The organism is Clostridium sp. 1001283B150210_160208_E6 (genome assembly GCF_015669365.1).
GTDB lineage: Bacteria > Bacillota > Clostridia > Clostridiales > Clostridiaceae > Clostridium > Clostridium paraputrificum.
The window spans coordinates 42,705-68,083 of record NZ_JADPAA010000002.1; the positions used below are offsets into that span (position 1 = coordinate 42,705).

Annotated in this window: 25 protein-coding genes; 3 read left to right on the forward strand and 22 right to left on the reverse strand. The window is 29.4% G+C overall.

All coding sequences use genetic code 11. The features are described 5' to 3' along the window. Nucleotides 1–113: 113 nt before the first annotated feature. The 10 genes from I4V16_RS02880 to I4V16_RS02925 form a co-directional block, all read right to left on the reverse strand. Nucleotides 114–1,463, reverse strand: coding sequence for an FtsX-like permease family protein (locus tag I4V16_RS02880; RefSeq protein ID WP_195966504.1), 1,350 nt, complete (start codon nt 1,461–1,463; stop codon nt 114–116). 20 nt (nt 1,464–1,483) lie between these two features. Then, nucleotides 1,484–3,157, reverse strand: coding sequence for an ABC transporter permease (locus I4V16_RS02885; protein ID WP_195966505.1), 1,674 nt, complete (start codon nt 3,155–3,157; stop codon nt 1,484–1,486). A gap of 3 nt (nt 3,158–3,160) precedes the next feature. Then, nucleotides 3,161–3,823: an ABC transporter ATP-binding protein gene (locus I4V16_RS02890; RefSeq protein ID WP_195966506.1), complete on the reverse strand. Its 663-nt coding sequence runs from the start codon at nt 3,821–3,823 to the stop codon at nt 3,161–3,163. A gap of 319 nt (nt 3,824–4,142) precedes the next feature. Continuing rightward, nucleotides 4,143–5,084, reverse strand: a complete 942-nt coding sequence (locus I4V16_RS02895; protein WP_161799098.1) for a HAMP domain-containing sensor histidine kinase — start codon at nt 5,082–5,084, stop codon at nt 4,143–4,145. 79 nt (nt 5,085–5,163) lie between these two features. Continuing rightward, on the reverse strand, nt 5,164–5,850 hold the full coding sequence (locus tag I4V16_RS02900; protein WP_049180314.1) for a response regulator transcription factor: 687 nt from the start codon (nt 5,848–5,850) through the stop codon (nt 5,164–5,166). Between the two features lie 104 nt (nt 5,851–5,954). After that, the gene (locus tag I4V16_RS02905) at nt 5,955–6,551 is read right to left on the reverse strand and encodes a sugar O-acetyltransferase (RefSeq protein WP_049180316.1); all 597 of its coding nucleotides are present in this window, start codon (nt 6,549–6,551) and stop codon (nt 5,955–5,957) included. 412 nt (nt 6,552–6,963) lie between these two features. Continuing rightward, on the reverse strand, nt 6,964–8,151 hold the full coding sequence (hydF, locus tag I4V16_RS02910) for a [FeFe] hydrogenase H-cluster maturation GTPase HydF (protein ID WP_195617261.1): 1,188 nt from the start codon (nt 8,149–8,151) through the stop codon (nt 6,964–6,966). Nucleotides 8,152–8,159: 8 nt separating this feature from the next. Further along, nucleotides 8,160–9,536 carry a [FeFe] hydrogenase H-cluster radical SAM maturase HydG gene (gene hydG, locus I4V16_RS02915; protein ID WP_049178725.1) on the reverse strand — a complete coding sequence of 459 codons (1,377 nt, stop codon included), beginning with the start codon at nt 9,534–9,536 and terminating at the stop codon, nt 8,160–8,162. After that, nucleotides 9,527–10,588: a [FeFe] hydrogenase H-cluster radical SAM maturase HydE gene (gene hydE / locus I4V16_RS02920; protein WP_195617262.1), complete on the reverse strand. Its 1,062-nt coding sequence runs from the start codon at nt 10,586–10,588 to the stop codon at nt 9,527–9,529. Before hydE ends, hydG begins: the two co-directional genes overlap by 10 nt. A gap of 7 nt (nt 10,589–10,595) precedes the next feature. Beyond that, nucleotides 10,596–10,844, reverse strand: coding sequence for a TM1266 family iron-only hydrogenase system putative regulator (locus tag I4V16_RS02925; protein ID WP_027098321.1), 249 nt, complete (start codon nt 10,842–10,844; stop codon nt 10,596–10,598). A gap of 278 nt (nt 10,845–11,122) precedes the next feature. On the opposite strand from I4V16_RS02925, the gene I4V16_RS02930 reads away from it, so the two are divergent. Beyond that, nucleotides 11,123–11,287, forward strand: coding sequence for a hypothetical protein (locus I4V16_RS02930; protein ID WP_153246624.1), 165 nt, complete (start codon nt 11,123–11,125; stop codon nt 11,285–11,287). Nucleotides 11,288–11,355: 68 nt separating this feature from the next. On the opposite strand, the gene I4V16_RS02935 is transcribed toward I4V16_RS02930, so the two are convergent. From I4V16_RS02935 to hisJ, 7 genes are all read right to left on the reverse strand, one after another. Continuing rightward, nucleotides 11,356–13,257, reverse strand: a complete 1,902-nt coding sequence (locus I4V16_RS02935) for an FIVAR domain-containing protein (protein WP_195617260.1) — start codon at nt 13,255–13,257, stop codon at nt 11,356–11,358. Nucleotides 13,258–13,492: 235 nt separating this feature from the next. After that, the gene (locus I4V16_RS02940; RefSeq protein ID WP_195617259.1) at nt 13,493–14,743 is read right to left on the reverse strand and encodes an ABC transporter permease; all 1,251 of its coding nucleotides are present in this window, start codon (nt 14,741–14,743) and stop codon (nt 13,493–13,495) included. Then, on the reverse strand, nt 14,743–15,657 hold the full coding sequence (locus tag I4V16_RS02945; protein ID WP_195617258.1) for an ATP-binding cassette domain-containing protein: 915 nt from the start codon (nt 15,655–15,657) through the stop codon (nt 14,743–14,745). The genes I4V16_RS02940 and I4V16_RS02945 overlap by 1 nt, the downstream gene beginning before the upstream one ends. Before the next feature lie 222 nt (nt 15,658–15,879). After that, nucleotides 15,880–16,335, reverse strand: a complete 456-nt coding sequence (locus I4V16_RS02950; protein ID WP_195617257.1) for a hypothetical protein — start codon at nt 16,333–16,335, stop codon at nt 15,880–15,882. Between the two features lie 112 nt (nt 16,336–16,447). Next, nucleotides 16,448–17,731: an MFS transporter gene (locus I4V16_RS02955; protein ID WP_195617256.1), complete on the reverse strand. Its 1,284-nt coding sequence runs from the start codon at nt 17,729–17,731 to the stop codon at nt 16,448–16,450. A gap of 12 nt (nt 17,732–17,743) precedes the next feature. Then, nucleotides 17,744–19,030 carry an ectonucleotide pyrophosphatase/phosphodiesterase gene (locus I4V16_RS02960; protein ID WP_195966507.1) on the reverse strand — a complete coding sequence of 429 codons (1,287 nt, stop codon included), beginning with the start codon at nt 19,028–19,030 and terminating at the stop codon, nt 17,744–17,746. A gap of 69 nt (nt 19,031–19,099) precedes the next feature. After that, nucleotides 19,100–19,882 (reverse strand): histidinol-phosphatase HisJ, encoded by a 783-nt coding sequence (gene hisJ, locus I4V16_RS02965; RefSeq protein ID WP_195966508.1) that lies wholly within the window; start codon nt 19,880–19,882, stop codon nt 19,100–19,102. A 136-nt stretch (nt 19,883–20,018) separates the two neighbouring features. On the opposite strand from hisJ, the gene I4V16_RS02970 reads away from it, so the two are divergent. Then, nucleotides 20,019–21,419: an MATE family efflux transporter gene (locus tag I4V16_RS02970; protein WP_049178711.1), complete on the forward strand. Its 1,401-nt coding sequence runs from the start codon at nt 20,019–20,021 to the stop codon at nt 21,417–21,419. A gap of 78 nt (nt 21,420–21,497) precedes the next feature. Here the strand turns inward: I4V16_RS02970 and I4V16_RS02975 are convergent, their stop codons facing one another. Then, entirely contained in the window at nt 21,498–21,857 is a 360-nt protein-coding gene (locus tag I4V16_RS02975) for a hypothetical protein (RefSeq protein ID WP_065423192.1), read from the reverse strand. 125 nt (nt 21,858–21,982) lie between these two features. On the opposite strand from I4V16_RS02975, the gene I4V16_RS02980 reads away from it, so the two are divergent. Next, complete coding sequence (locus I4V16_RS02980) at nt 21,983–22,771, forward strand: hypothetical protein (protein ID WP_195966509.1); 789 nt, start codon at nt 21,983–21,985, stop codon at nt 22,769–22,771. Nucleotides 22,772–22,832: 61 nt separating this feature from the next. Here the strand turns inward: I4V16_RS02980 and I4V16_RS02985 are convergent, their stop codons facing one another. From I4V16_RS02985 to I4V16_RS03000, 4 genes are all read right to left on the reverse strand, one after another. Next, the gene (locus tag I4V16_RS02985; RefSeq protein WP_049178707.1) at nt 22,833–23,360 is read right to left on the reverse strand and encodes a phosphatase PAP2 family protein; all 528 of its coding nucleotides are present in this window, start codon (nt 23,358–23,360) and stop codon (nt 22,833–22,835) included. A gap of 133 nt (nt 23,361–23,493) precedes the next feature. Then, nucleotides 23,494–24,285 (reverse strand): ABC transporter permease, encoded by a 792-nt coding sequence (locus I4V16_RS02990; RefSeq protein ID WP_195541887.1) that lies wholly within the window; start codon nt 24,283–24,285, stop codon nt 23,494–23,496. Further along, a complete protein-coding gene (locus tag I4V16_RS02995) occupies nt 24,279–24,980 on the reverse strand; it encodes an ABC transporter ATP-binding protein (RefSeq protein WP_049178703.1) in 702 nt (233 codons plus the stop codon). The genes I4V16_RS02990 and I4V16_RS02995 overlap by 7 nt, the downstream gene beginning before the upstream one ends. Beyond that, entirely contained in the window at nt 24,981–25,349 is a 369-nt protein-coding gene (locus I4V16_RS03000) for a GntR family transcriptional regulator (RefSeq protein ID WP_049178702.1), read from the reverse strand. Nucleotides 25,350–25,379 lie beyond the last annotated feature (30 nt).

Genomic DNA, 25,379 nt, shown 5'->3' on the forward strand with positions numbered 1-25,379 from the left:
TATCGCTTTTTTCTTTAAGAATTCCATACAATCACCCAAGATAATTATAGCTCTATATAAATAATAATTAAAAGAGAAACTGCAAATAAATGCAATTTCTCTTTCTTAAATATTTATTCTACTGGATATATTTCTTTTATAATTTTATTCTTATTTCTAATTGTAGCTAGAATACCTATAAGAGTTATAGGGCCAACAGCACTTATAATTAGAAATACTGAGAATAGTGGTGTAAAATAACCTGCTATTATATATACAATAAAGTTTGATAAAAGTAGTATAACAGGTAGCATTAAACCTACTCCAAAGAAAAGTATATTTTCTTTATATATAATATTTATAATTTCCTCTTTACTATAACCAAGAATTTTTAATTGTCTATATTCCTTTATCTTTCTTTCCCACTCCACAATGGTTTTATAAAGTAGGGCTAATCCAACTAGCATACTTGTTATAACATAACAATAAAGAGAACTTGATATAGCACCCTCTACTATACTATATCTTACAGTAATCATGCTGTAATAAAGAAGAGATAACACTAAACCTAGTATGAAATATAACGAGCCTCTTAAAGTGCTTATAAAGTTTCCTATATAAATTTTTCTTAACCCTTTATAAGTAAAACTCATTCTGCTAAGCTTTTTCCCTATGCTTGGAACAAAATATTTTATAATTCCATATAATCCAAATAATCCACCGAAGGATAGGACATATACAGCATATTCAGCACCTTGAGTATTTCCCCAAAAAATTGCAAATATAATTGGCATTAAAAATAAAATTACAAAAATTATATTAGGAACTTTAACATGTCTTAAATCTATTTGAGACTTATTATTATTAAGATTTAATAATTCAACAGGCTCTCTTCTATAAACATCACCTAAGTTTAAAAGAGCTAATAATCCAAATTCGAATAAAAACACTAGTAAAGTATACTTAAACATGTAAAAATTAATAGTCCAAATATCTCCCCAATGTCCTGAAATGCTATACATTAAAATGTTACTTAAAGGAACAAATATAAATCCAAGTACTGTTCCTATAGCCCCTCCTATAAGAAAGAATATACTATTTTCAAACATTATATACTTTATTCTATCTCCAAGAGTTGCACCATTTAATGTAAAGAAGGCAAACTCTTTGCCCTTATTCTTTATAAAATATGAATTACAAAAATAAGTAAATACTAAAACCACTAAAAATAAGATTAAGAAGTTTTGTCCATGAAGCAAGGTAGGTTCCTCTATAAAAAATTGCAACTTAGTATCAAGTTGAACTATTTCATTTTGGCTTTCATTAATAACTACAGTATCTACGCCTTCAAAATAAGTAGCATTTGTAAAACAATTTAATACCATTAACACAGTAATAAATGAAATTACTATAGCAAATACATAAATAGAATTATCTTTTAAATCTTTCTTTATATTTAATAAAGCATATCTTAACATTCCCATTTTTTCTCCCCCTTTAAAGTTTATATATCTGTGTCATAAAAAAAGTTTCTCTTAGATAAAAATAAATAAGATAAATACGGAACTGTAACATTTATTATTAAACCTAACACTAATGAAAATATTAAAGGTATAAAAATATTCACAGCACTAATAACAACATTATAGGGAACTAACATAATAATATAACTTCCTATATAGGGTCCAAATATAAGTATTGGTACAGAAGATATAACAAATGTATAGTACCCTTCCATAACAACTAGCTTTTTAACATCTCTCCTGTGCATACCTATTGCCATTAAGGTTTCAAATTCTACTCTTCTTGATATAAGGCTTGTCAAAGTACTATTAGTAATATTTAAAATAGCTATAATTTCTATGATTATGGATATTATTAATCCTATTTTAGCAACACCATTTTGAAATTTTATAATATCACTTCTAATACTTATACTAGAAAATCCATCTGCATTTTGATTAAAAAACATACTTAAACACTTCTCTACATCCAAAGACAAATAGGCATTAATTGCAAATATTATAATTATTGATGCAAAAATAATAGATCCTATAGTTAATATACTTCTATTTTTATTACTAAGTATATTAGAAATAGCAATATCTTTTAATCTAATTCTTCCATTTGTTAAAGAAATACTCCTACTTTTATCTAAAGTTTGAGAGCTATCACTGTAGTCAAATTTTATATTTTCAACTGTATCAGATGGTTTACTACTACTAAAATTAATTATCATAGTAATAACAACTAAGGTTAATGCTATTAAAAAGTAGGGGTACCTCACTTCTCCTATTAATGTATAACCAGTAATATCAACTACATCTTTACATATAAAATTACTTATTAAGTATGCAATTGCTATCCCTAAAGGAATTCCTATAATGCTACACTTCATTCCTTGATAGAATAATAGTTTTCTTACATTCTTGCCTTTCATTCCAACAATTCTTAATAATTTATAAGTACTTCTTTCTGTAATTACATGAATATATAAAATAGTGTATATTATGAGATATGATGCAAAGGATATTAAGATTATTAGAAAGGTAATTGCCATAGTACAATTTGTAAGCATTGTCATATTACCAGAATATATACTTAATTCATCATTACTATCTTTAATAATACCTACAACATTAAATGTACTGCTCTGTATAACACTTCCATTTTCGTCAAGCATTACACCCACATTAATCTTACTTCCTACTTTTACCCCCTTTAAGGTGTTATACGCCTCATAACTTAACAATAGGTCATTTGAGTTTTTGGGAAAGTCTCCTACCAAAAGATTTATTCCTTCCTTTTTAAAAAACTCTGGTGATGAAGTTTTCTTTAGGACTATTCCATCTTTTTCATATATTAAAGTTTGGTTATTTAAACCATTATATATATCTTGGGTAGTAAAGGTTATGTTCTTAACCTTTGAAACTTCATAAGATATATTCCCTCCATTTATGAATTCATTTACATCTCCATCAATATCTCCTTGTATATATTCTTGGCTTTCATAAAACTTAATAGTTTCTTTAGCATTGTAACCGATAATAAAAGTAACCATTATAAGAGAAGTAGAAAACATAATTGCTAAGGTTAAAAATATATTTCTCATCTTACAATTACGAGATATTTCATTACATAACTTAAATAAAATCTTTCTATTCTTGCTATCAATCATATTTTAATCCTCTACTATTTTTCCATCTTCTATTCTTATGGTTCTATGAGCTAACTGAGATATATCTTCATTATGAGTTATCATTACAATAGTTTGATTATATTTCTGAGCTGAATACCTTAATAAGCCAACTACTTCTTGGCTCATCTTAGAATCTAAATTACCTGTTGGTTCATCAGCTAAAATTAAAGCTGGTTTTGAAGCTAAAGCCCTTGCTATTGCAACTCTTTGCTGCTGCCCTCCTGAAAGCTGTGAAGGTAAAAAGTTGATTCTATTTTCAAGTCCTAGAGTCTTTATAATTTCATCAATATACTCCCTATTTACTTTAAGTCCATCAAGTTCTATTGGCAAAACGATGTTGTCATAGACCTTTAGCACATTAATTAAGCTATAATTTTGAAATATAAATCCTATTTGTCTTCTCCTAAAAACAGTAAGCCTATCTTCATCTAAAGAATAAATATCCTCACCATCAATTACTACCCTTCCCTCATCTGGCCTAGTTAACCCACCTAAAATATGAAGTAAAGTAGTTTTACCACTGCCTGAAGAACCTATAATTGCTACAAACTCTCCCTTCTTTATTTCTAAACTAATGTTATCTACTGCTTTTACTAATTTTTCTCCACTACCAAAATACTTTTTTAAACCAATTGCCTCTATCATAACTTTTCCCCTCATTTATATTCTATAAAATGAAAATAACATTCTAATCTCAAAATAAAATTAAATATCACACTTTTGTTACTTTTATAAAAAAGGTGTGGCGGATATTTATTTCCCTTGTTCCGTCGCAAGCTCCAAGTCACATGGAAACAAATATTCACCCCACGCGTACTAAAGGTAAGGAAATTATAAAATTACTATCCTTTATTTTATATTTTTTAATATGAAAATGTAATAATACCTTTGATTTATAGCTAATTGAAATTTTATAATTTACTAGACAGTAAAATAAGAGGTGATAAACACCTCTTTAAACTTACTATTTTTTTAACAAAAATACTGAAAAAGTAGATCCTACTCCCTTTTGGGATGATACCTTAATATATCCACCTTCCTTGTATACTATCTCCCTAGCTAAATATAAACCAACACCAAGGCCCTTAACTTCCTTAACATCTTCACTTCTATAAAATCTTTTAAATATGTTGTTTATCTCATTCTTATGTATTCCAATTCCTTCATCAATTATATCAATTCTAACAAACATATCTAAGGGAATTACCTTAACTTTAATATTACTTCCTTTGTTAGAATACTTAATTGCATTTTCAATTAAATTAAGTAAAGCTTCAGATGTCCACTTTAAATCGAATATTCCTTTAATAGTTCTATCACATTCCACCTCTATGGAAATATTCTTCTTATCTCCTTCAGAAAAAACTCCGCTTAAGGCTAATGCTAAAACCTCTTCAATAAAATACTCCCCTTCACTTAATGAAATCAGCTCACTTTCAAGCCTAGATATTTTTATAAGTCCATCAATAAGCCACTTTAACTTATTAATTTGGCCATCCATTAATAATAAAAACTCCCTACTTTGATTTGCGTCTAAGTTCTTTTCTATTAAAGTAGAATTATACATAGAAATATTGGTTAAAGGGGTTTTTACTTGATGTGACAAATCAGTAATAAAGGATTGAATTCTACTCTTTTCTTCCTCATATTTATTCTTTTCAGATTGAAGTATGGATATTAATTCCTTTAGTTTATTGTCTTCCCTTGAGGAGATTGTATCCTCTGTAATATTAAATTTAGCATCCATCTTCTTATCCATTACTTCTTCTAAAAAATCACACCTTTTATCTGATGCTTTAACTATGCTTATCTTTATGGACATAAAAGTACTTAAGACTGTTATAAGTGAAATAAAAACATTTATGGCAAACACAATCATTAAGTATTCATTTTCTTTGTCCAACATAAAACAATATCCTATAAGTAACATGAAGGCAGAAATGGATATATAAATATACATTAGCTTTTTGGAAAAAAATTTCATTTTATGCATCCTCTCCAATCCACATATAACCTATACCATATATTGTCTTTATATACTTCACTCCATCATCCTTACTTTCAATTTTGCTTCTCAATCTATTTATATTTACTGTTAGGGCATGTTCATCAATAAAGTTCTGATCTTTATCCCACAGCTCCTCTAAAAGATTATTTCTTGTAAGAACTTTTCCTTTTGAATTAACAAAAACCCTTAAAAGCTTAAACTCTGTTGGAGTAATATCAACTCTCTCTCCATTTTTATTAAGTATAAATTTATCAAAATCAATCTCTAAATTATTAATCTTATAAATATAAGTTTTTTTATTTCCTTCATACCTTCTTAGTACAGCTTGTACCCTTTCCTTCATAATACTTAAACTAAAGGGCTTAGTTATATAATCATCTGCTCCAAGTTTAAAACCATTAACTATATCAAACTCCATATCACAAGCACTTAAAAATATAATTGCAGTATTTTTGTTCTTTAATCTGATCTCACTACATAAATCAAAGCCACTTCCATCTGGAAGATTAACATCTAAAATTATTAAGTCATAGTCCTTTTCTATCTCTAATCTTCCTTCAAAAAGTGAATATACTCCCTTTACATCAAAACCTTCTTCTTTTAAATTAAAAGTAATTCCTTTATTTAATGCTCTGTCATCTTCAATTATTAGTATCTTTTTCATTTTATCCCCCACATAATTACCCACAATGCTTTTTATACATTAAGAGAAACACCATCAACAGTGGTGTTTCCTCATTATCTTTCTTATCCTATTTATCTAAGTTATTATCTTCTCTTATCTTTAAAATATCTAACCTTATCTTCTTCATTTATTTCTCTAAGAACTCTACAAGGATTACCCACAGCAACAACTCCTGATGGAATGTCTTTTGTAACTACACTTCCTGAACCAATTACAGTATTCTTTCCAATTGTTACCCCAGGATTAATTATTACTCCTGCTCCTATCCATACATTATCCTCTATATTTATAGGAAAAGCATACATATCTCCTTCATTTCTCCAATCAGGATCAACAGGGTGACCAACTGTAATTAAGGTAACTCTTGGCCCAAATAAAACATGATTTCCAATATTTATTGGAGCTGTATCTAAAAAAATGCAATCAAAATTCACAAAGCAAGTATTGCCAAAAGAAATATTTTTACCATACTCACAATTAAATGGTGGTAATATATGTACATCCCCACTCTCTTTAAATAGCTTCTTTAACATAGGCTCGTTTCGTCCAACATTTAAAGCATTTCTTGCATTAAACTCATAAAGTATATTACGTGCATTACACATATCTTTATACATTTCTGGATCTCCAGGCCTAAATAATTCCCCATCTCTTATACAATCTCTTACACTTTTATCCATATTAATCACCTCTAAATATTAATAACCCTAATTACATTAAAACACTTTTTTGTATACCTTTCCACTATTATCTATACAAATAAAGAAAAAACATTATCAAATTTGTAATGCTTCCTATATATTACAACACTTTGCTGCATTAATTACATTAATATTACAAATATTTACATATAAAAAAATCGCCAAGGCGACTGTGGAGCCGTCGATTTTTTTCAGCGCACTCTGGCTTTTGGAAACGCATGTGAGCAAAAGACCAGGCGCATATAATTTTATTTTTTATTCTTTAGGAAGAAATGAACTAATGTATCGCTAAATTGTTGAAGTTATCCACAATTTAATTGAATCTATAATTTCCTAAAGCATAAAAAATAGCTAATGCAAATACTATTAAGTTGCATTAGCTACTCCTTTATTAATTAAAAATCACTTTGCTTCTTTCTAAGGTATTAGTAAGAAATGAAAGTAAAACCCCATAATTAGTAATATATACTTTTCTTTCTTTACATAAATTAATTCTATTTAAAATTGTCTTCCTATTAACCATACACCCACCACAGTGTATTATTAGCTTATAATCCCCTATATCCTCTGCAAAATCATATCCTATTTTAAATTCAAAATCTAATTTACCACCTACATACTTTTCTAATAGTGTTGGAATTTTTACTCTTCCTATGTCTTCATGGGAGACATTATGGCTACAGCTTTCAGAAATAAGCACTTTATCACCTGGTTTAAGATTTCTTACTCCCCATACTCCATTGATAAATTCATTTATATCTCCTTTCTGTCTTGCAAAAAGCATAGAAAAACTTGTAAGCATTATATCTTTAGGAACAATTTCATCTACAAACTTAAAAGCTTGAGAGTCTGTTATTACTAAATCAACATCTTTTATCTCTTCTAATGCCTCTTCTAATTCTGTATCCCTTACAACATAACTCTTTATACCATGGTCTAAGCAATCTCTTATGCATTGAACTTGTGGAAGTATTAACCTTCCCTTAGGTGCTTCTGAATCTATAGGAACAACTAAAATAACCTTTGAACCATATGGTAGTAAATCCCCTATTAAAGGTAATTCTTCCTCTTCTTTTTCTATTAGCTTAATAAGCTTTTCTTTAACTTCTTCTATACCACTATCATCTTTAGCAGATATAAATATTCCATTTTGATAATCTTTTTTTATCTCTTTTATCTCATCATTTTCTAAGATATCTACTTTATTTATTACAAGTAAATAAGGAATATTATATTTCTTAAACTCTTTTTTCATTTTATTAAATGAGGATAAATCTTTATCCTTCCCATCAATAATGTAAAGAGCAATATCTGTTCTTTTTAGTAACTCTAAGGTCTTATTTACTCTTAAATCCCCAAGGACAGTATTATCTTCAAGACCAGCTGTATCAATATATAAAACTGGTCCTACTGGAATAAGCTCTACCCCTTTACTAACTGGATCTGTTGTTGTGCCTTCTCTTTCAGACACTATTGAAATATTAGAGTTACAAAGCTTATTAAAAAGAGATGACTTTCCAGAATTAGTTTTTCCATATAGAACTACATGCTTTCTATTTCCTCTAGGTGTATTGTTCATAGTTCCTCCTAAATATACAGATCTCTTTCACCATTTTTTAATCTATCTATATTTCTTATTACAAAATCTCTAGTCTCTTTTTTATTTATTTTTTCTGCTTCTCTTCTAACTAAAGCTTCTGCTTTGTTCTTAAACTCATCATCACCATAATCTAATGCATATTCCATTAAAGTAGATAATGCATTAGGCTCACAGCAATATTGAATTTCCCCTGATTTTGCAAGTTCCATAAATCTATCACCAGTTCTTCCTCTTCTATAGCAAGCTGTGCAGTAACTTGGAATATAACCATCGTCCATTAATTCCTTTAATATTTCTAAAGGACTTCTTTCATCTGAAAGCTTAAATTGTGTAATTTCCTTTTCTTCTTCCCTTTCCTTATATCCCCCAACTCCTGTGCTTGAACCTGCACTCATTTGTGATATACCATGCTTTAATAAATCTCTTCTCATCTCAGCATCTTCTCTTGTAGATATAATCATTCCTGTAAAAGGTACTGCAATTCTAATTATTGCCACTATCTTCTTAAAGGTTTCATCATCTACTAAATGAGGGAAATTTTCTAACGATACACCTTCTGCTGGTCTAAGTCTAGGAACTGAGATTGTATGGAATCCTACACCATACTTCTCTTCTAGGTGTTCATTATGAATCATAAGACCAAGAACCTCGAATTTAGGATCAGCTAATCCAAATAAAACTCCTGCCCCTACATCATCTATTCCACCTTCCATTGCTCTATCAAAAGCTGTCAAATGATATTCATAATTACTTTTTAAGCAATTGGGATGTACTTTTTCATAAGTAGGTTTATGATAAGTTTCTTGGAATAGAATATAAGTTCCAATACCTGCTTCCTTAAGCATTTTATACTCCTCAACTGTAGTAGCTGCAATATTAACATTTACTCTTCTGATTTCCCCATTATCCCTTTGTGTATTGTAAATAGTTTTCAAGGTCTCTAGAACATATTCAATAGGAGCATTTACTGGATCTTCCCCAAGTTCTAATGCTAGCCTCTTATGTCCCATTTTTTCAAGTATTCTTACTTCCTGTGCCACCTCTTCTTGGGTAAGCTTTCTTCTTTTAAAGCTATTACATCTATGATATCCGCAATAAACACAGTTATTTACACAATAATCACTTACATAAAGTGGAGCAAACATAACTATTCTTTTTCCGTATATATCTTTTTTAATTTGTCCAGCTATTTCATACATTTCTTCAATTTGATCTTTATCCTCTATTTGAAGTAGAAGTGCTATGTCCCTATGCTTTAGTCCTTCTTTTCTCTTAGCTTTTTCTAACACCTCTTGTATTTGTTCTTTAGTGGCATTTTTTGATTCATCTAGAAGTCTTTCAATGTAGTCCTTATTTATAAACATATTTTTTCCTCCTTAACCCATTGAATATTATCTCCACGACCAATCTCAATCTGAAATCCTGCTCTATTAATTCTCCCTTCAATGCACATTCTACATTCTGCTGCTTCATCACCAGTACAAATTTTACCATCATAAAGAGAATACTTGTCCCTAACATCTGTTGGAGAAAGATTAGGCATAACTACGTTTGCACCTGCCTTAATACCAAGTTCTCTTCCTATTGGATTTATACTTCCTAATGCAGTTGTTGCAGGTAATAAAACATTTGGTAGAAGTAATCTAACTATGGCCAAAATAGTTATTGTGTCTTCTAAAGTACCACCTTTTTCATCCTTTAAACTTGTGTCTTTATGAGGTATAAAAGGTCCTATCCCACACATTTCTGGTGTTAACTCTTTTATATAAAGTAAGTCATTTACTAAATCTTCTGTAGTTTGGTTAGGTAGTCCTACCATAAATCCTGCTCCTATTTGGTATCCTATCTTCCTAAGATTTAATAAACACTCTCTTCTATTTTCAAAACTAGCTCCTGGATGTAATTTTTTATATAGTTCTTTAGTTGCAGTTTCATGTCTTAAAAGATATCTATCTGCACCTGCTTTAAACATTCTTTCATAAGATTCATAACTTCTTTCACCTAAAGAAAGAGTAATTGCATTATTGGGGAATCTTTCCTTAATCTTAGTTATTATTTCAACCATTATATCATCTGTAAAATAATCATCTTCTCCACCTTGAAGAACATAGGTTTTATAACCAAGCTTGTCCCCTATTTCTGCACATAATAATATTTCCTCTACAGAAAGCCTATATCTATCAGCTTCTTTATTTCCTCTTCTAATTCCGCAATACTCACAATTTCTTTTGCAGTAATTAGTAAACTCAATAAGGCCTCTCATATAAACCTTATCTCCGTATGTTTTCATTCTAGTATCATGAGCCTTATCTATTAGATAAGATTTAGACTCTTCATCTAGATTATCTAATAGATAAATAAGCTCTTCCCTAGAGGCATTGTTTTCATTGTATAACTTATCAATAATGTCTCTAATATTCACTTTAAATCTCCTTTTTAGCAATTGCTGTTTTTACAGTAACTCCTGAAATATTACCAAGCTTTCCTGTTAAAGTATTTATATCATCAACCTCTCCAACAACTGTTAAAGATATTACTGATATTTCACCTTCAAATGGAATGCCCATTCTACCTTTCATACTACCTCTAAATGATGCTACAACATCATTAAATTCACTTTGACATTCTCTTGGGTCCTCTAAAATACATCCGATTACAGCTATTCTCGCCATTTTTATACCTCCTATAATGCAAAAAGAGGTCTCTTTAATAGAGACCTCTAAAAATTTACGCAAAATAAACCTAGCAAAGCTAAGTAAGTCTTATAATAATTTTGGCCTCTTTCAGATTAGATTGCTCTTTTCTGTTAGATATTATTCAAAATTTCAACTCACCTAAAAGATTTTTCTCTTAACTAAGTTGTTAATATTATAACATACTTAGTTTTACTTATAAATATGAATTAGATTTTTATCTATAGGAAAATATAATCCTGTAAGGAGTGATTAATTTGAGTAAAAAAAATTCTAGTATAAATTCAGCAAAAAATAAACTTAGCTCTATTGAAGCTAATTTAACAGAAGCACATGCACAGGCTAATGATGAAGGTAAAGAAAAAATAGAAAGTGCTATGGAAGCTGTAGTAAAAGCATCTGAATCCTTATCTGAAATATAAAAAGAAGTTGCTCTTAGCAACTTCTTTTTATAAAATACTTTTCTAGTTTTACTGAATTAATAATATATTTATTTACGTTTTAATTTACGTATAGCTATACCACTTCCAAGCATTGTTAATGCAATAAGACCAATTGATGCAACATCTCCTGTCTTTACAGGACTAGAAGTTGATGGTTCCTTTGGCGCTTCTGAATCTTTTAACTTCAATTCATCAATTGCTTTTAATAAATCATTATTAGCATTATCAATATCTGTTTGAGTAGACTCTTCATTTTCTAAAACTTTCTTAGCTTTATTTAAAGCATCCTTAAGTTTAGCTGCTGATTCATCTGTATATTTAGATATGTCTATTTTTTCTGCTTTATTTATTGTATTATTTAAATCATCCTTGTTTACAGTAACTTCTTCAGTACTATCTTCTACCTCCCAAGTATAAGTAGTAAATCCGTTAGGAACCTTTACATTAGCAACTTTATCATCAAGTACTAAATCTACATTCTTTTCTTCACCTTTATTATTTAATATCATAACATATTCTTTAGAATCATTGTCTTCTTTATTGATATACACAACATTTGTAATACCTTCTATAGTTTCAGATGATTTTATTCTTTGAGCTCCGTAATCTAAATATCTTGACATTTGCCCTATAGAATATAAATTTGCACTATAAGTGGCATCCTTAGTATCTGTATTTATTGTAACTAACCTATTACGCCATTTTGCTCCTTCTGATGCTCCTACTGCATACCATTTGTCTGGTGAATCACCTAAGTTTTCACTTCTACTATCAGTCCAATGTAATGTTCCACCATTTTGGTCTGTCATTTGTGTCCATCCAGTATAAGAACTACAATTTAACTTGAAATAATCCAATATTGTTCCTGGACCCATTCCCCCTGCTTCTGTTAAATATACAGGTTTACCAGTTTCATTGTAAGTATCTAACATTACTTCTGGGTCTCCCCAATATGGATGGAATCCTATACCATCTGCTGCTTCATAAGTAGCTTCTCCGTTTTCACCTTCGAAAATACGATAATAATTTTTAGTTTCTGTGCTATTTGGATCTTTCCAATCCCAGAAGTTAAAATCATGCATCCACAATTTAGTATCAATATTTTCATCCTTAAATACTTTTTTAATTTCAATAGCCAACTTTTGTTGTTGCTCAATACTTATATCCATTGCAGGATATACTACATCCATACCTGGTTCATTTAATAAAGTTATAGCATCTATTTCAATTCCTTCAGCTTCATATGCCTTTATAAATTTAGCATAATATCTTGCAAAAACATTAATGCAATCATCTCTTAAAGCAGAAGCTTGTCTATGACTTCCATCTGGATTTTTCTCAACAAATCCTGTAAAAGTACCTGAAGTTGTCATCCAAGCTGGAGCACTCCATGCAGATCCAAAGAATTTAGCATCTGGATTATACTTTAAGATTAGTTTTGCCACATCCACTAGATGATATTTGTAATCCTTTTCTATAGAGAAATATTCTAGGTCAAAATCCTCTTCTACACCTTGTGGTAATTCATCATATGACCAGAAGGGAATATGCTCAATACAATCAGGACTACCAATAGTAATTCTAAATTGATCTAAACCTGCACCCTCTGTAGGACTAACTAATTTTTTAATTATTTCTTCGCGTTTATCTTCTGGCATCTTCCATAAATTAGATACACTTGTTTCATCTAAAGAAATACCTATTCCTTGATATTGTTGATACTTTACTGAGGGATCTATTACAATTTCAGTGTCTCCCTTTTCTCCATTAGCATCCTTAAAGTAACTTTTATCTAAAGACTGCCACTGCTTGCTATTCCCTGTTGAATAGGTTCCTGAAATTTCAATTAAATTGTCACCATTTTTGGCTAACGCCACACTTGCATTGCTACCAATAATAACAAAACCCAATATTACCGCCAACATTCCTCGTAGCTTCTTTTTTCTCATATCTCTCAACCTCTCTTTTTGATAAAATTTTATTTCCCATGCTTCACAAGCATCCTAAATATTGGAAGTTTTGAACTTATATCATTTACCTATATACTAACAACACTTACTTTTTCTGTAAATAACCTCTTTTTATGATTTGTACTAGTTTTTAAACTTTTCAAACAAAAAAAGAGAAATTGCATTTACAATTTCTCTCCTTAATTCTTTTAATTAAATTATCTTTTTCAATTAATTACCCATCTTTTCTTAATGATTTCAAGGCATTTGTAAGTTTTACTGGATTACCATATCTTAATGTTCCCATTCTATAAATCTTAGCGCCTAAAACTCCAACAAGTCCTGTTGAAACAGCTAATATTAATAATGAAATTACTACTTCTATAGCTTTAACACTTCCCATTGCAACTCTTACGAACATAGCCATACAAGAACTAAATGGTACATATGATAATACCCTCATAAGCATTGACTCTGGATTGCTTAAACCAAACATTACAGCCATAAAAACAACTACAAATATCATTGTAACAGGAGATGCACTTTTACCAATATCCTCTGTCTTAGAAACTAATGCTCCTAATGAACCAAATATAAATGCATAGAATAGATATCCAAGTAATCCAAATATAGCAAATGTGGCTAGAGTTTCACCTGAAATATTGAATATGAAATCAAGCTTTCCTCCCCATGCTGCACTATTAACTTTATAAGTTACTAAAGCAGAAGCTAATATTACACCTACTTGCGCCAAACTTGCAATTGTAGCAGCTAGTACTTTACCAAAAATTAATGCATTGCTACTTGCACTAGTTACTAGTATTTCCATAGCTCTATTACTCTTTTCAGTTGTAACAGATACAGCTATTAATTGGCCATAGTAAATAATCATAAAATATAAAACAAATATTAATCCATAAGTATAAGCAAAGTTACTTACTGTATCTTTACCTAGCAATTCAACCTCTGAATTTATTTGAGTATTATATAAAGCATCTATTTCATTAACATCTATACCTTTATCGCTAAAATAATTTTCTCTATTTAATCTAGATAAATATGAATCAAACATCTGTTGATTTCCATCACTAAAGCTACTATTTTGAACTATATATTTATAGCTTGTTGGTGAACTTAAGATAAATCCTGCTTCAACTTCCTCATTATTTACAGCATCCTTTACCTCTTGCTCATTAGTAGCAACTTTCCAACTTGAACTAATAAATATATTCTCTAGTCCTTTAACATCTTTAATTATATTTTCTTTATCAAAGATTATAAAGTTTTTCTTTTCTTCATCACTAACAGATTCACTTGATTCGGTCTTTTTGTCATCACCACCAAATAAACCTGACATATCAAAAAATGATGGTAAGCTTAATCCAACTATTAAAACTGCTGCAATTATTCCTGTTGTTATAAGATATCCTTTATTCTTGAAATAATTAGTTAATTCAAATCTTAGTACAGATAAAAATCCCTTCATTATTCGTCACCTGCCTTAAGTACAAATATATCATTTAAGGATGGTTCATATTCCCCAAACTTTTCTACATCAATATCACTCTTTATAATTTCAGACAATAAATCATTTTTGCTTCTAGATTCTTTAAGCTCTAAAATTACAAATTCTTTCATAACTTCATCTACTCTTATTATATCTCCAAAGTATTCTTCACACTTTTCTTTTAGTTCTATAGGAGAATAGTTATTAGCACTTAACATAAGCTTATTTTTACCAAAATCCTTCTTTATATCTTTAAGATTTCCACTTAATACAACATCACCTTTATTAATGATAGCTATATCTTCGCAAAACTCTTCAACATAATTCATTTGGTGACTTGAGAATATTACAAGCTTTCCATCTTCAATAAGATCTGTTACTACGTCCTTAAGAATTTGTGCATTAACTGGGTCTAAACCACTAAAAGGTTCATCTAAGATTACAATTTCAGGATTACAAACTAAAGTTTGTGCTAATTGAACCTTTTGTTGGTTACCCTTTGAAAGAGTTTCTAACAACCTATTTTCATATTCTTCAATTCCTAATCTCTTAAGCCAAAACTTTCCATTTGCTTTTGCTTCCTTTAAAGATATCCCTCTTAAGTTTCCTAAATACATTAGCTGATCGATTACTTTTTTCTTAGGATATAAACCTCTTTCTTCTGGTAAATAACCTATTTGAAAATCTTTAGGGTTAAACTTTTTACCGTCAATTGTGATTTCCCCTTCATTGGCTTTAAAAACATCCATTAGAATTCTAATTGTTGTTGTCTTACCTGCTCCATTTCTACCAAGTAGCCCTAAAGCTTTTCCACTTGATATAGAAAATGAAATTCCATGAAGTACTTCTGTTTCACCAAAAGTCTTCTTTATGTTTTTCACTTCTAGCTTCATTCTTTTCCCCTCCAAATTAGTAAATATTACTATAGCAACTTTAAAACCATTATACATTTTATAAATAACCTCGTAAAGAGTTATTTATTACTTTTTTATTTAGAATTTTAATGTTACTTCCTTAAGTATATTCTACTTTTATTGTGAGGATATGGAAATAACTCAAAGTCACTTTTAACAATTACTTAAGTCACTTTTAAGATAAATGAAAGGATTGCTATCTTACAATCCTTTCATAACATCTAAAAAACCAGTAATATGGTTAATATTCTTTTCATTTTTAATAACGTCACTAACTACATAACTAAAACTATCAAGAACCTTTTGTCTATCTCTATATAATATAGTTGTATTTGATTCTGAATCATTCATAGCAACTTCAAGACTAACAATACAATCTTTCAAATCCTCACCAAAAATACTTTTGTATGATGTAGAATCATAAATTTCTAATGCAGCAAATAAGTTTTTTACTACAGAATTATTAATAGTAAGCATATCTTCATCATTAATATCCTGTTTATTATATACTAAGCTCTTAGATGCATTATCTAAGTACTCACAAAATTTCCCATCAACTATCTTTGTATCATTTTCAATAGACTTCAAATTATAGAAAGACAGTACTAAGACTAAAGAAATAGAAATAATACTTATCCATTTATACCTTTTATTCATTTTTTCCCTCCTCTCTTCATCCTTATTATACAAAACAACCTATATATTTACTATAAAATTAAAAGAAACTGCAATTTGGCAGTTTCTTTATTTATTTTCAATCCTTACTGAACTACATACTCTCGCTAACAAGCTCAGTAACTTCTGCAGTTACATCATCTTCCTTTGCTCTTGTTAATATAAATCCTCCAATAGCAAATAGAACTATCAAACTAATAATTCCTTTATTTGATTGGCCTGTGATTTGAGTAACTATTCCAACTAAAAACGGTCCCATAATAGCAGCAAACTTACCAAATATATTATAGAATCCAAAGAACTCATTTGATTTTTCTTTTGGAACAAGTTTTGCAAAATAGCTTCTTGATATTGCTTGAATACCTCCTTGTGCCGAACCAACAGCCATTGCAAGTATCCAGAAATCTAAAGTAGTTTTTAGGAAGTACGCATATATTGAAATAATAACATATGTTATAATTCCAACATATAGCATTTTCTTTCCACCAAACTTTTCTGCAAGTCTCCCATAAAGAATTGTAAATGGAAAAGCTACAAACTGCGTTAATAAGAGAATAACTAATAGTGAGGTCATTGATATTCCAAGATCGGTACCATATGATGTTGCCATACCTATAATTGTATCAACACCATCTATATAAAAGAAGTAAGCAATTAAGAATGTAAATATTTTTCTATGAGCTCTAATATCTTTAAAGGTTCTTCCAATCCTCACAAAAGAATTCTTAACTGGATTTGGTTCCTTTTCTATGTAGTATTTTTGATTTACATTCTTTAATAATGGAATAGTAAAACTACCCCACCATAAAGCTGTAATTAAAAATGCTATTTTACAAGCTAAAGATATTGAAATACCCAATATTCCGTTTTGAGTAAGCATAACTATAACTATGGAGATTATGAAAGGTATTGTACTTCCTATATATCCAAGAGCAAATCCAGCAGAAGATACTTTGTCCATACGTTCAGTTGAAGTAGCATCCACAAGAAATGAATCATAGAAGACATTTGCTCCTGAAAATCCCAAAACAGTGAATCCATGGTTTACTAACAATAGCATTGGCATATCAGCTGGCACTAATGCTAACATAATAGTTGCAAAAATTCCAATGCCACAGAAGAACTTAAAAAATTTCTTTTTATAACCTTTGTAGTCTGCAATTGTACCTAGAACTGGCGCAATAAGTGATACAAATAAGGTAGAAATTGAAATTGTATATCCCCAAAGCGCAGTAGAATTAGACGAACTCATCCCACCATTTTCTGCAACCATCTTAAAGTAAATGGGCAATATAGTTGAAGTAATAGTCATTGAATACGCAGAGTTTCCCCAGTCATACAGGGCCCAGCTTAGCTCTTCTTTACTTAATCCTTTCATAAAACACCCCTCTTAAATATTAAGGATTTCTTCAACTGCCTCTCCATCGATGTCTTTAAATTTTAACCCTAAAATCTTCGCTAAAGTTGGTCCATGATTTATAAGGTTTCCTTTATCAATAACTACTCCCTTTTTAAATCCTCTTCCTGAACCTATAAAAAATGTAGTGTAATTTTCTTTCTTTGGTGAATATCCATGAGTTGCCTTATGCCTATGAGGTTTTACTCCCACTTCTTCATCCTTTATTTCATCAATTACCTCACCGTAGATATCATCAACAAAATAATAATCAAGACTTGCCTCTATCATAAGACTTGCCTCTTCATCACCGCCTGCATCTCTTATTTCTTTACCCTCTAAAATAAAATCTATAGGTAAATTTACAATTAGTGATTTGATCTTTTCTATGGTTTCAGTATCATTTTTATCTTTTAGGTATATATAACATGACCCATCTAAACTTTTACAAATGCTCTTATAATCTAAAACCTTACCTTTTTCATTTATTTTAATTAAACCTTCTTTTCTAAATAAAGCATTAAGCTTAATAACCTTTGATGCATCTAAATGACTATGGTCACCAAGAGCTACTATAGTGCATTCATCATAAATCCCACGTTCTTTTAATGCATCAATTATTTCTCCTAACCTTTTATCATGCCTAATAAAAGCATCGTCAATAACATTATTTCTATATCCATAATGATGCCTATTTGTATCCACATCTGTAAAGTGAATTAACATTAAATTAGGAGCATATTTCTTTATTGTATACTTTGCAGCTTCTATAACAAAGTTATCTAAGTAAGGTTGCTCTATTCCTTTTCTAAGATTGCCAAACCTTTTATTTATATCTAATTGAAATCCTAGTGATCCTGCACCAGCTGACATAAATAATTGATGTTGGTAAGGTTTCACTGCAAAAATTTCTGGCATATTATAGGTTATTTTTGCTTTACCTGTTACTGGCCATAAAAGAGAACATGTAGTTAATCCATTTTCCATAGCCAAATCATATAGGGTCTCCCCCTTAATTTTATTTCTATACCAATACCAGTTTGGTATAAAATCTCCTACTTTAAATACAGTATTATCAATGATCCTATGATTATTGGGATATTTCCCTGTAACTATTGTTGTATGGGCTGGATATGTTAATGTTGGATAAATAGAATCCACCCTTTTAATCCATGAACCATTATCTATTAGCTTTTTAAAGTTAGGTAAATTCTTCAAAACTTCTACATCTTCTGATGATACGGCATCAAAAGATATTACAACCATATATTTTGACTCCATTACTAGCCTCCTTAATTTAATTTTACCTTGTGTATATTAAATCCTCTCTATCACTATATTAAGCCTTTGTTAAAATCCTTTTCCTACATCCTTTGCACTATGTGCATCCGACCCTTTAACCATGTTAATATTGTTTTTAATTACCTTATCTAAAAATATACCTGATGGATATGTTTCATTACAATAGGGCTTTCTAAGTCCTGCTGTATTATAATCTATTTCATATTTTTTCTCTTTTATCTTATTGATAACTCTATCTATTAACTCTTCATTATCATAAGTTACAGGATACTTTGCATTAAATATTCTAACTAAAGTTGGATGACCTATTCTTTTAGGCTTATATATTCCAAGGTCTGCATCCATAGATTTAATTAAAGTTTCAAAATACTTATCATAAACCTTGTCTACTCCACCTAGTATTTTTGCTATATTTCCAAACTCATCAACACTCATGTCTAAGCAGTGATAACCATCATCTAATCTTAAAAAATGAACAGACAAGATTCCTTCATCTAAATATTCTCCGTAACTGTCTAACATCTTCTTAATCTTTTCTTCATATCCTTCTACATAATCTATTTCAAGTCCAACATTTATTTTAATTTTGTCTTTATATTCTTCTTTTATTTTAGTAGCTTCTTTTAAATATAATAATATTTCTTCCTCATTTGGAGAACATTCTTTGAGTAACTCTTCATCCATAAAGATTGCTGGAAGTGGCATATGCTCGGTAAATGTAATTTCATTAAGTCCAACTTCTAATGCCTTCTCAACATACTCCTTAAAAGTATCTTTAGTTCCATGAGGACAATAGTGAGAATGCATATGTCCATCTTTTAACCATTTCATTAAATCATCTCCTTTATTTAATTGTATCACAGTATTTTGTATAGCAAAATAAACTAATATATTACTAATATTGGATTTTTGTATATATTTGTATATAATAAAAGATGTTTGCTTTTAGTAATAGGGGGATTGACATATGGACATGAAAGTTAGAAAAAAGCTTATTTTAAATGGCAATATTTATAAGGTTTTAATAACCTTAGCATTACCAATAATGCTAAATAACTTAATACAAACATTTTATAACCTTGCAGATGGATTTTGGGTTAGTATGATTGGTTCAGTACAATTTGCAGCCACATCATTTATATGGCCTATTGAATTCTTATTTATATCAATAGGATCTGGTATTTCAATTGCAGGTACCTCCCTACTATCACAACTAATTGGGTCAGGGAATTCTAAAGATTGCAATAAGTACTCAACTCAACTTTTTGTAATTTCAATTATAGCTTCCATCACTTTTTCATTAATTGGAATATTAATAACTCCATTTGTCATTAAACTTATGGGGGCTACAGGGGATTTATCATACTATAGTAACATTTATTTAAAAATAGTATTTTTAAATATGCCTTTTACATTTTACTTCTTTGTTTTCAACTCTATTATGATTGCACAAGGTAACACTGTTTTACCTACTGTTTTAAGTGGAATTAGTGCAGTGCTAAATATAATCTTAGATCCTATTTTTATTTTTCCATTTAACTTAGGAATTGCAGGAGCTGCATATGCTACACTTTTATCAAAAATAATATTAGCTCTATTTGCTTATTTAATTCTAAAGAAAAGTAAATCACCTTTAAAACCTAACTTTAAGAATTTTAAATTTGATAAAGATATATTAAGTAAAGTAATAAAGGTTGCTCTACCTTCTTCTATAGGTCAGTCTGGTTCTGCACTTGGATTTATAGTTTTAAATGGTTTTATAGCTTCATATGGTACCTCTACAATGGCTGCCTTTGGTATGGTTAATAAGATTACCTCTGTAATATCACAGCCTGCTATGGGTATTGGTTCAGCCTTAGTTGCTGTTACAGGTCAAAACTTAGGAAATAATAATCCTAAAAGAGTTATTGAAGCCTTTAATAAAGGGTCAATTATTACAATTCTTATTACTACCATTGGCTCATTAATTATATTTTTTAATAATGAATTGGTTATTAACTTCTTTATGCAATCTAAGGATGACTTAACTGTAATAGACCAAGGTATTACATACTTAAACTATATACTATATTCAATGCCACTAATGGGTATGTTTAGCGTATTTCAAGGTATTTTTCAAGGTTCTAGTCATACAAAATATTCAATGAATATGGAAATAGGTAGACTTTGGTTTGTACGACTTCCAATGATTTTATTATTTAAAAATTTTACGCAAGTAGGATCAGTTGGGATATGGTTTTCCATGAGTTTTAGTAACCTTGTAATATGTATTTATGGATATATTGTTTATAGGTCAAATAAATGGCAAAAACAAGTTATTCTAGCAGATAACTTATTAATTAATGATGAAAAATGTATTAATGAATAATTATGTTTATAACCTCTAATATAAGTTTAAGGAAACACCAGCTATAATAGTGTTTCCTTCTTATAATTCTTATTTAAATCACTTAAAATTTTCGCTTTTAGTTGCATTATCTTCGTTGTTGCTCTCTAACATTCCTTTATTTTCATTTACATCCTCTATTAACTCCTCAGCTTGGCTTATCTTTGCTATTAAATCATGAATAAAGTTTGATCCTCTGCTTAATAGAATAGCAGTTAGCACCATGCCTATTAGTGGAATTTTAATAGGTATATTAAAACAATTTAATATATCAAATCCTGTTGAAAAAGTTATTATAATTGAAACTATTAATGCTCCAATTCTATCAATACATAACTTTCCTTTTTGCCAAGTCATTTTTAAAGTTTCCCATACACTTTCAGCTAATATTGCTAAAACAAATAAAGTTAACAAATCCATAGTAATCGCCCCTTTACGATATTTTATTATCTAAAGGGAAAAAAGGTTCAATATTTAAGTAGCATTTAACAACTTTGATAAATATAATGTAGTGACCCCCCATATTATATGAAGGGAGAACAAGTATGAGCAAAGAGAGAAACATTAGAGAAACATTAGAAATGGATAATAGAAACTATTTGGGTAGAAATGATGATTGTAGATGCAATGAGAATCAAAATATTAATCCTTCAAGATATCTTACAGTAACCAATGGAGAGGTTTTACCTCAATCTTTTGAAAGAAATGAAAGAAATGAGAGAAATGATAGAAATGAGAGAAATGATAGAAATGAGAGAAATGAAAATAACAGAAATACCTGCTGTTGTAAAAGATCTTTAAGAAGATCATTAGATATTCTATTAAATCCTTTAATAAGGAGTTTAATAGACTTATCAAGCTTTACATTAGTAGGCAAGAACTTTAAGACTAAGGATGGTGAAACAACTCTAAAAACTGTATCTAATTGCAGTGATGGATTAGTCACTTATTCCGATTGTAATCCATTATTTAATTCAACTACAATTTGTGATTTAGTTTTAGTTGCATTTTCTCTTCAACCTGACGATGGAAACAATTGCTTTCAAGGATTTAATAGAGATAGATTTATTCGTGCTATAACAAGATGTATTCCTCCAATAAATCCAAGATCTCTATGCTGTGTTGAAGATGGTTCTTGTTGTTGTAATTCAAGTAAAGCATTATTCTTAGCTGATTCAATAGGACCTGTTAATCTAAAAATATCTTCATCAGCATTTACAGAACCACTTATTGGATATACTGTCATTACTGTAACTAATAATATTGCTTGGTTAATTAATGATGATAATAGAGTTATAATTGTATGCCTAGACAATATCGAACAATTTGGCTAAAAGCAATATAACCAACCCTCCTGTATTAATACAGGAGGGATTTTCTTTATATATCATCTTTTTAATAAATATAAAAATAATTAAATACAATTCCTCCACAAGTTAATCCTAATATTATTCCACCAATAACATCCGATGGATAATGCACTTTCAAATATAGTCTTGAAAATGCAATAGCAAGAGCTATTAATACTATAATTGTGCTAATGCTACTATTACTTTTTAAAAATACTACAGCTACTGCGAAAGAAGATGCAGTATGACCTGATGGAAAAGAAAATGAGGATGGTTCTTTTATTAATAATTCTTTATTTTCCTTACCTATGAATGGTCTTTTTCTTTTAACAATATGCTTTACTATTCCTTCCCCCATAATTGTTGTAAATACTAATGTTACTAATACTATAATGCCAACTCTTCTATAATCTACTTTCCTAATCATTAATATTGCAAGAATAATCCATAACAGCCCTAAGTTTCCTAGAGATGTTACAAAGGGCATAACCTTATCTAAAAATCTATTTCTACAATATTTATTTATTAAATATAAAATATCTTCATCCCATTTTTTAATTATATCTGACATCATCTTTTGTACACTCCTTAAGCTACCTAAAATAAGTATTTGTAAATAGTGCTAAATTTATTTATCATTTTATACTTTACTATGACATAAAAAAAGATAGTATATCAAAAATCATATTGATATACTATCTTAAACACTACTCTAAATTCAATTTATTTTTCATAATATAGCTAGATATAACAAAATATATTACAGAAGTAATAATTAAATTAGCTGCTACTTTTAATAGAATCCATTGAAAATCCATAAATTCGAAGCCATAATTGTAACTTATAATTGATGTATTAAACACTGATGTAATAAAGCTTGTTATCATACTTATTCCTATAAATGCTCCAAATGAACAAAGTATTTTTCTCTTGTTTGCTAAATGTCCAATTGACATAGATGAATAAAGCAATAAAGTTGAAGATGCACAAGACAAAATTCCCAATGCTATGATTTCAAATATTACTAAAGGAATCCTAAATCCAAACTCACTTATTCCAACTCTCCATACTTCTCCCATAAACTCAAAAGCATTACCAATCATACCTGGATAATAAGCTAAAATTACTATAGATATTATTGCAACAATAACACTTAAAATATTCCATACTATACCAACGATTAATTTGCTACATATATTCTTCCATACAGGAACTGGAAGAGTATTCATTAAATAACCTTCATCACCTAAAAGATTTTTATAAAATCTTTGTAGCACTATAAAAAATGTTACTATAAATACCGCTGCCATTATGCATCCATATACAAACATAGTTATAAGAGATGCTATATTTCCAATAGTTCCTGATGCACTACCAAAACCTATTTCTGTCTCAAGGAAAATCTTATTTATTAGACCAAATACTAATAATGCTCCGTATAGAGGAAGTACTAATCTTCCAGTTGCTTTAAATTCATACTTTAATAACTTTCCTAACATCTAAACACCTCCCTGAATAAGGCATCTACACTCTTACCTTCTTCTTCCCTTATCTCATCAACACTCTTAGATAAATATATCTTTCCATATGAAATAAAGATTACATCATCTAAAATCTGTTCAATATCAGATATTAAGTGAGTTGATATAACTACTGTTGCATTTTCATTATAATTTGAAATAATAGTATTTAATATATAATCTCTCGCAGCTGGGTCAACTCCTGCTATTGGTTCGTCTAAAAAGTAAAGTTCTGCTTCTCTGCTCATGACAAGTATTAGCTGAACCTTTTCCTTAGTTCCTTTTGACATTGTCTTTAGCTTATCATTAGCATTAATATTCAACTTAGATAGCATATCATAAGCTTTCTCAACATTAAAATCTTCATAAAAGTCTTTAAAAAAGTTAATTATATCAGATACCTTCATCCAATCAGCAAGATAAGTTCTCTCAGGTAAATAAGAAACTATCTTCTTTGTCTCTATCCCAGGTTTATTACCATTTATAAGAAGCTCTCCACTAGTTGGTGTTAACAATCCATTTGCTAACTTAATTAAAGTACTTTTTCCACTTCCGTTAGGGCCAAGTAGTCCTACTATTCTTCCCCTCTTCATAGATAAGTCAATTCCTTCTAAGGCAACTTTATTACCATAGGATTTAACAAGATTTCTACACTCTAGAATATTTTCCCCCAATTATTTCATCTCCTCTGCAATTTCTTTTATTGTTTCTATAGCTTCCTCTTTAGTGAAACCTATCTCTTCCATTTTCTTTAAAAAAGCTTGTATTTCTTCTTTAGCAAGATTACACTTCATTTCTTCAATCATCTTTGAATCCTCCGTAATAAATCTTCCACTTGTTCTTACTGAGAACAATAACCCTGACCTTTCTAACTCTGTTAAGGCCTTTTGCATTGTATTAGGATTTACTGATGCCTCGCTAGCTAATTCTCTTACAGATGGCATCTTTGCACCTGGTTTATATTTTCCTGATACAATACTTATTTTGATATATTCCATAAGCTGACTATAAATTGGTCTGTCACTTTTTAATTCCCAAGCCATTTTTTTCACTTCCTTTGTACTATTGTATTA

Excerpts from the sequence above, each read along its gene's own strand:
- I4V16_RS02885 (WP_195966505.1), bottom strand. The coding sequence starts at position 3,157 with ATGATTGATAGCAAGAATAGAAAGATTTTATTTAAGTTATGTAATGAA.
- hisJ (WP_195966508.1), bottom strand. The coding sequence starts at position 19,882 with ATGAAATGGTTAAAAGATGGACATATGCATTCTCACTATTGTCCTCAT.
- hydF (WP_195617261.1), bottom strand. The coding sequence starts at position 8,151 with ATGAACAATACACCTAGAGGAAATAGAAAGCATGTAGTTCTATATGGA.
- I4V16_RS02925 (WP_027098321.1), bottom strand. The coding sequence starts at position 10,844 with ATGGCGAGAATAGCTGTAATCGGATGTATTTTAGAGGACCCAAGAGAA.
- I4V16_RS02905 (WP_049180316.1), bottom strand. The coding sequence starts at position 6,551 with ATGGATAAAAGTGTAAGAGATTGTATAAGAGATGGGGAATTATTTAGG.
- I4V16_RS02935 (WP_195617260.1), bottom strand. The coding sequence starts at position 13,257 with ATGAGAAAAAAGAAGCTACGAGGAATGTTGGCGGTAATATTGGGTTTT.
- I4V16_RS02880 (WP_195966504.1), bottom strand. The coding sequence starts at position 1,463 with ATGGGAATGTTAAGATATGCTTTATTAAATATAAAGAAAGATTTAAAA.
- I4V16_RS02895 (WP_161799098.1), bottom strand. The coding sequence starts at position 5,084 with ATGTTGGACAAAGAAAATGAATACTTAATGATTGTGTTTGCCATAAAT.
- I4V16_RS02945 (WP_195617258.1), bottom strand. The coding sequence starts at position 15,657 with ATGAAGCTAGAAGTGAAAAACATAAAGAAGACTTTTGGTGAAACAGAA.
- I4V16_RS02975 (WP_065423192.1), bottom strand. The coding sequence starts at position 21,857 with ATGGATTTGTTAACTTTATTTGTTTTAGCAATATTAGCTGAAAGTGTA.
- I4V16_RS02985 (WP_049178707.1), bottom strand. The coding sequence starts at position 23,360 with ATGATGTCAGATATAATTAAAAAATGGGATGAAGATATTTTATATTTA.
- I4V16_RS02890 (WP_195966506.1), bottom strand. The coding sequence starts at position 3,823 with ATGATAGAGGCAATTGGTTTAAAAAAGTATTTTGGTAGTGGAGAAAAA.
- I4V16_RS02950 (WP_195617257.1), bottom strand. The coding sequence starts at position 16,335 with ATGAATAAAAGGTATAAATGGATAAGTATTATTTCTATTTCTTTAGTC.
- hydG (WP_049178725.1), bottom strand. The coding sequence starts at position 9,536 with ATGTTTATAAATAAGGACTACATTGAAAGACTTCTAGATGAATCAAAA.
- I4V16_RS02955 (WP_195617256.1), bottom strand. The coding sequence starts at position 17,731 with ATGAAAGGATTAAGTAAAGAAGAGCTAAGCTGGGCCCTGTATGACTGG.
- I4V16_RS02940 (WP_195617259.1), bottom strand. The coding sequence starts at position 14,743 with ATGAAGGGATTTTTATCTGTACTAAGATTTGAATTAACTAATTATTTC.
- I4V16_RS02960 (WP_195966507.1), bottom strand. The coding sequence starts at position 19,030 with ATGGAGTCAAAATATATGGTTGTAATATCTTTTGATGCCGTATCATCA.
- I4V16_RS02980 (WP_195966509.1), top strand. The coding sequence starts at position 21,983 with ATGAGCAAAGAGAGAAACATTAGAGAAACATTAGAAATGGATAATAGA.
- I4V16_RS02900 (WP_049180314.1), bottom strand. The coding sequence starts at position 5,850 with ATGAAAAAGATACTAATAATTGAAGATGACAGAGCATTAAATAAAGGA.
- I4V16_RS02970 (WP_049178711.1), top strand. The coding sequence starts at position 20,019 with ATGGACATGAAAGTTAGAAAAAAGCTTATTTTAAATGGCAATATTTAT.
- I4V16_RS02990 (WP_195541887.1), bottom strand. The coding sequence starts at position 24,285 with ATGTTAGGAAAGTTATTAAAGTATGAATTTAAAGCAACTGGAAGATTA.
- I4V16_RS03000 (WP_049178702.1), bottom strand. The coding sequence starts at position 25,349 with ATGGCTTGGGAATTAAAAAGTGACAGACCAATTTATAGTCAGCTTATG.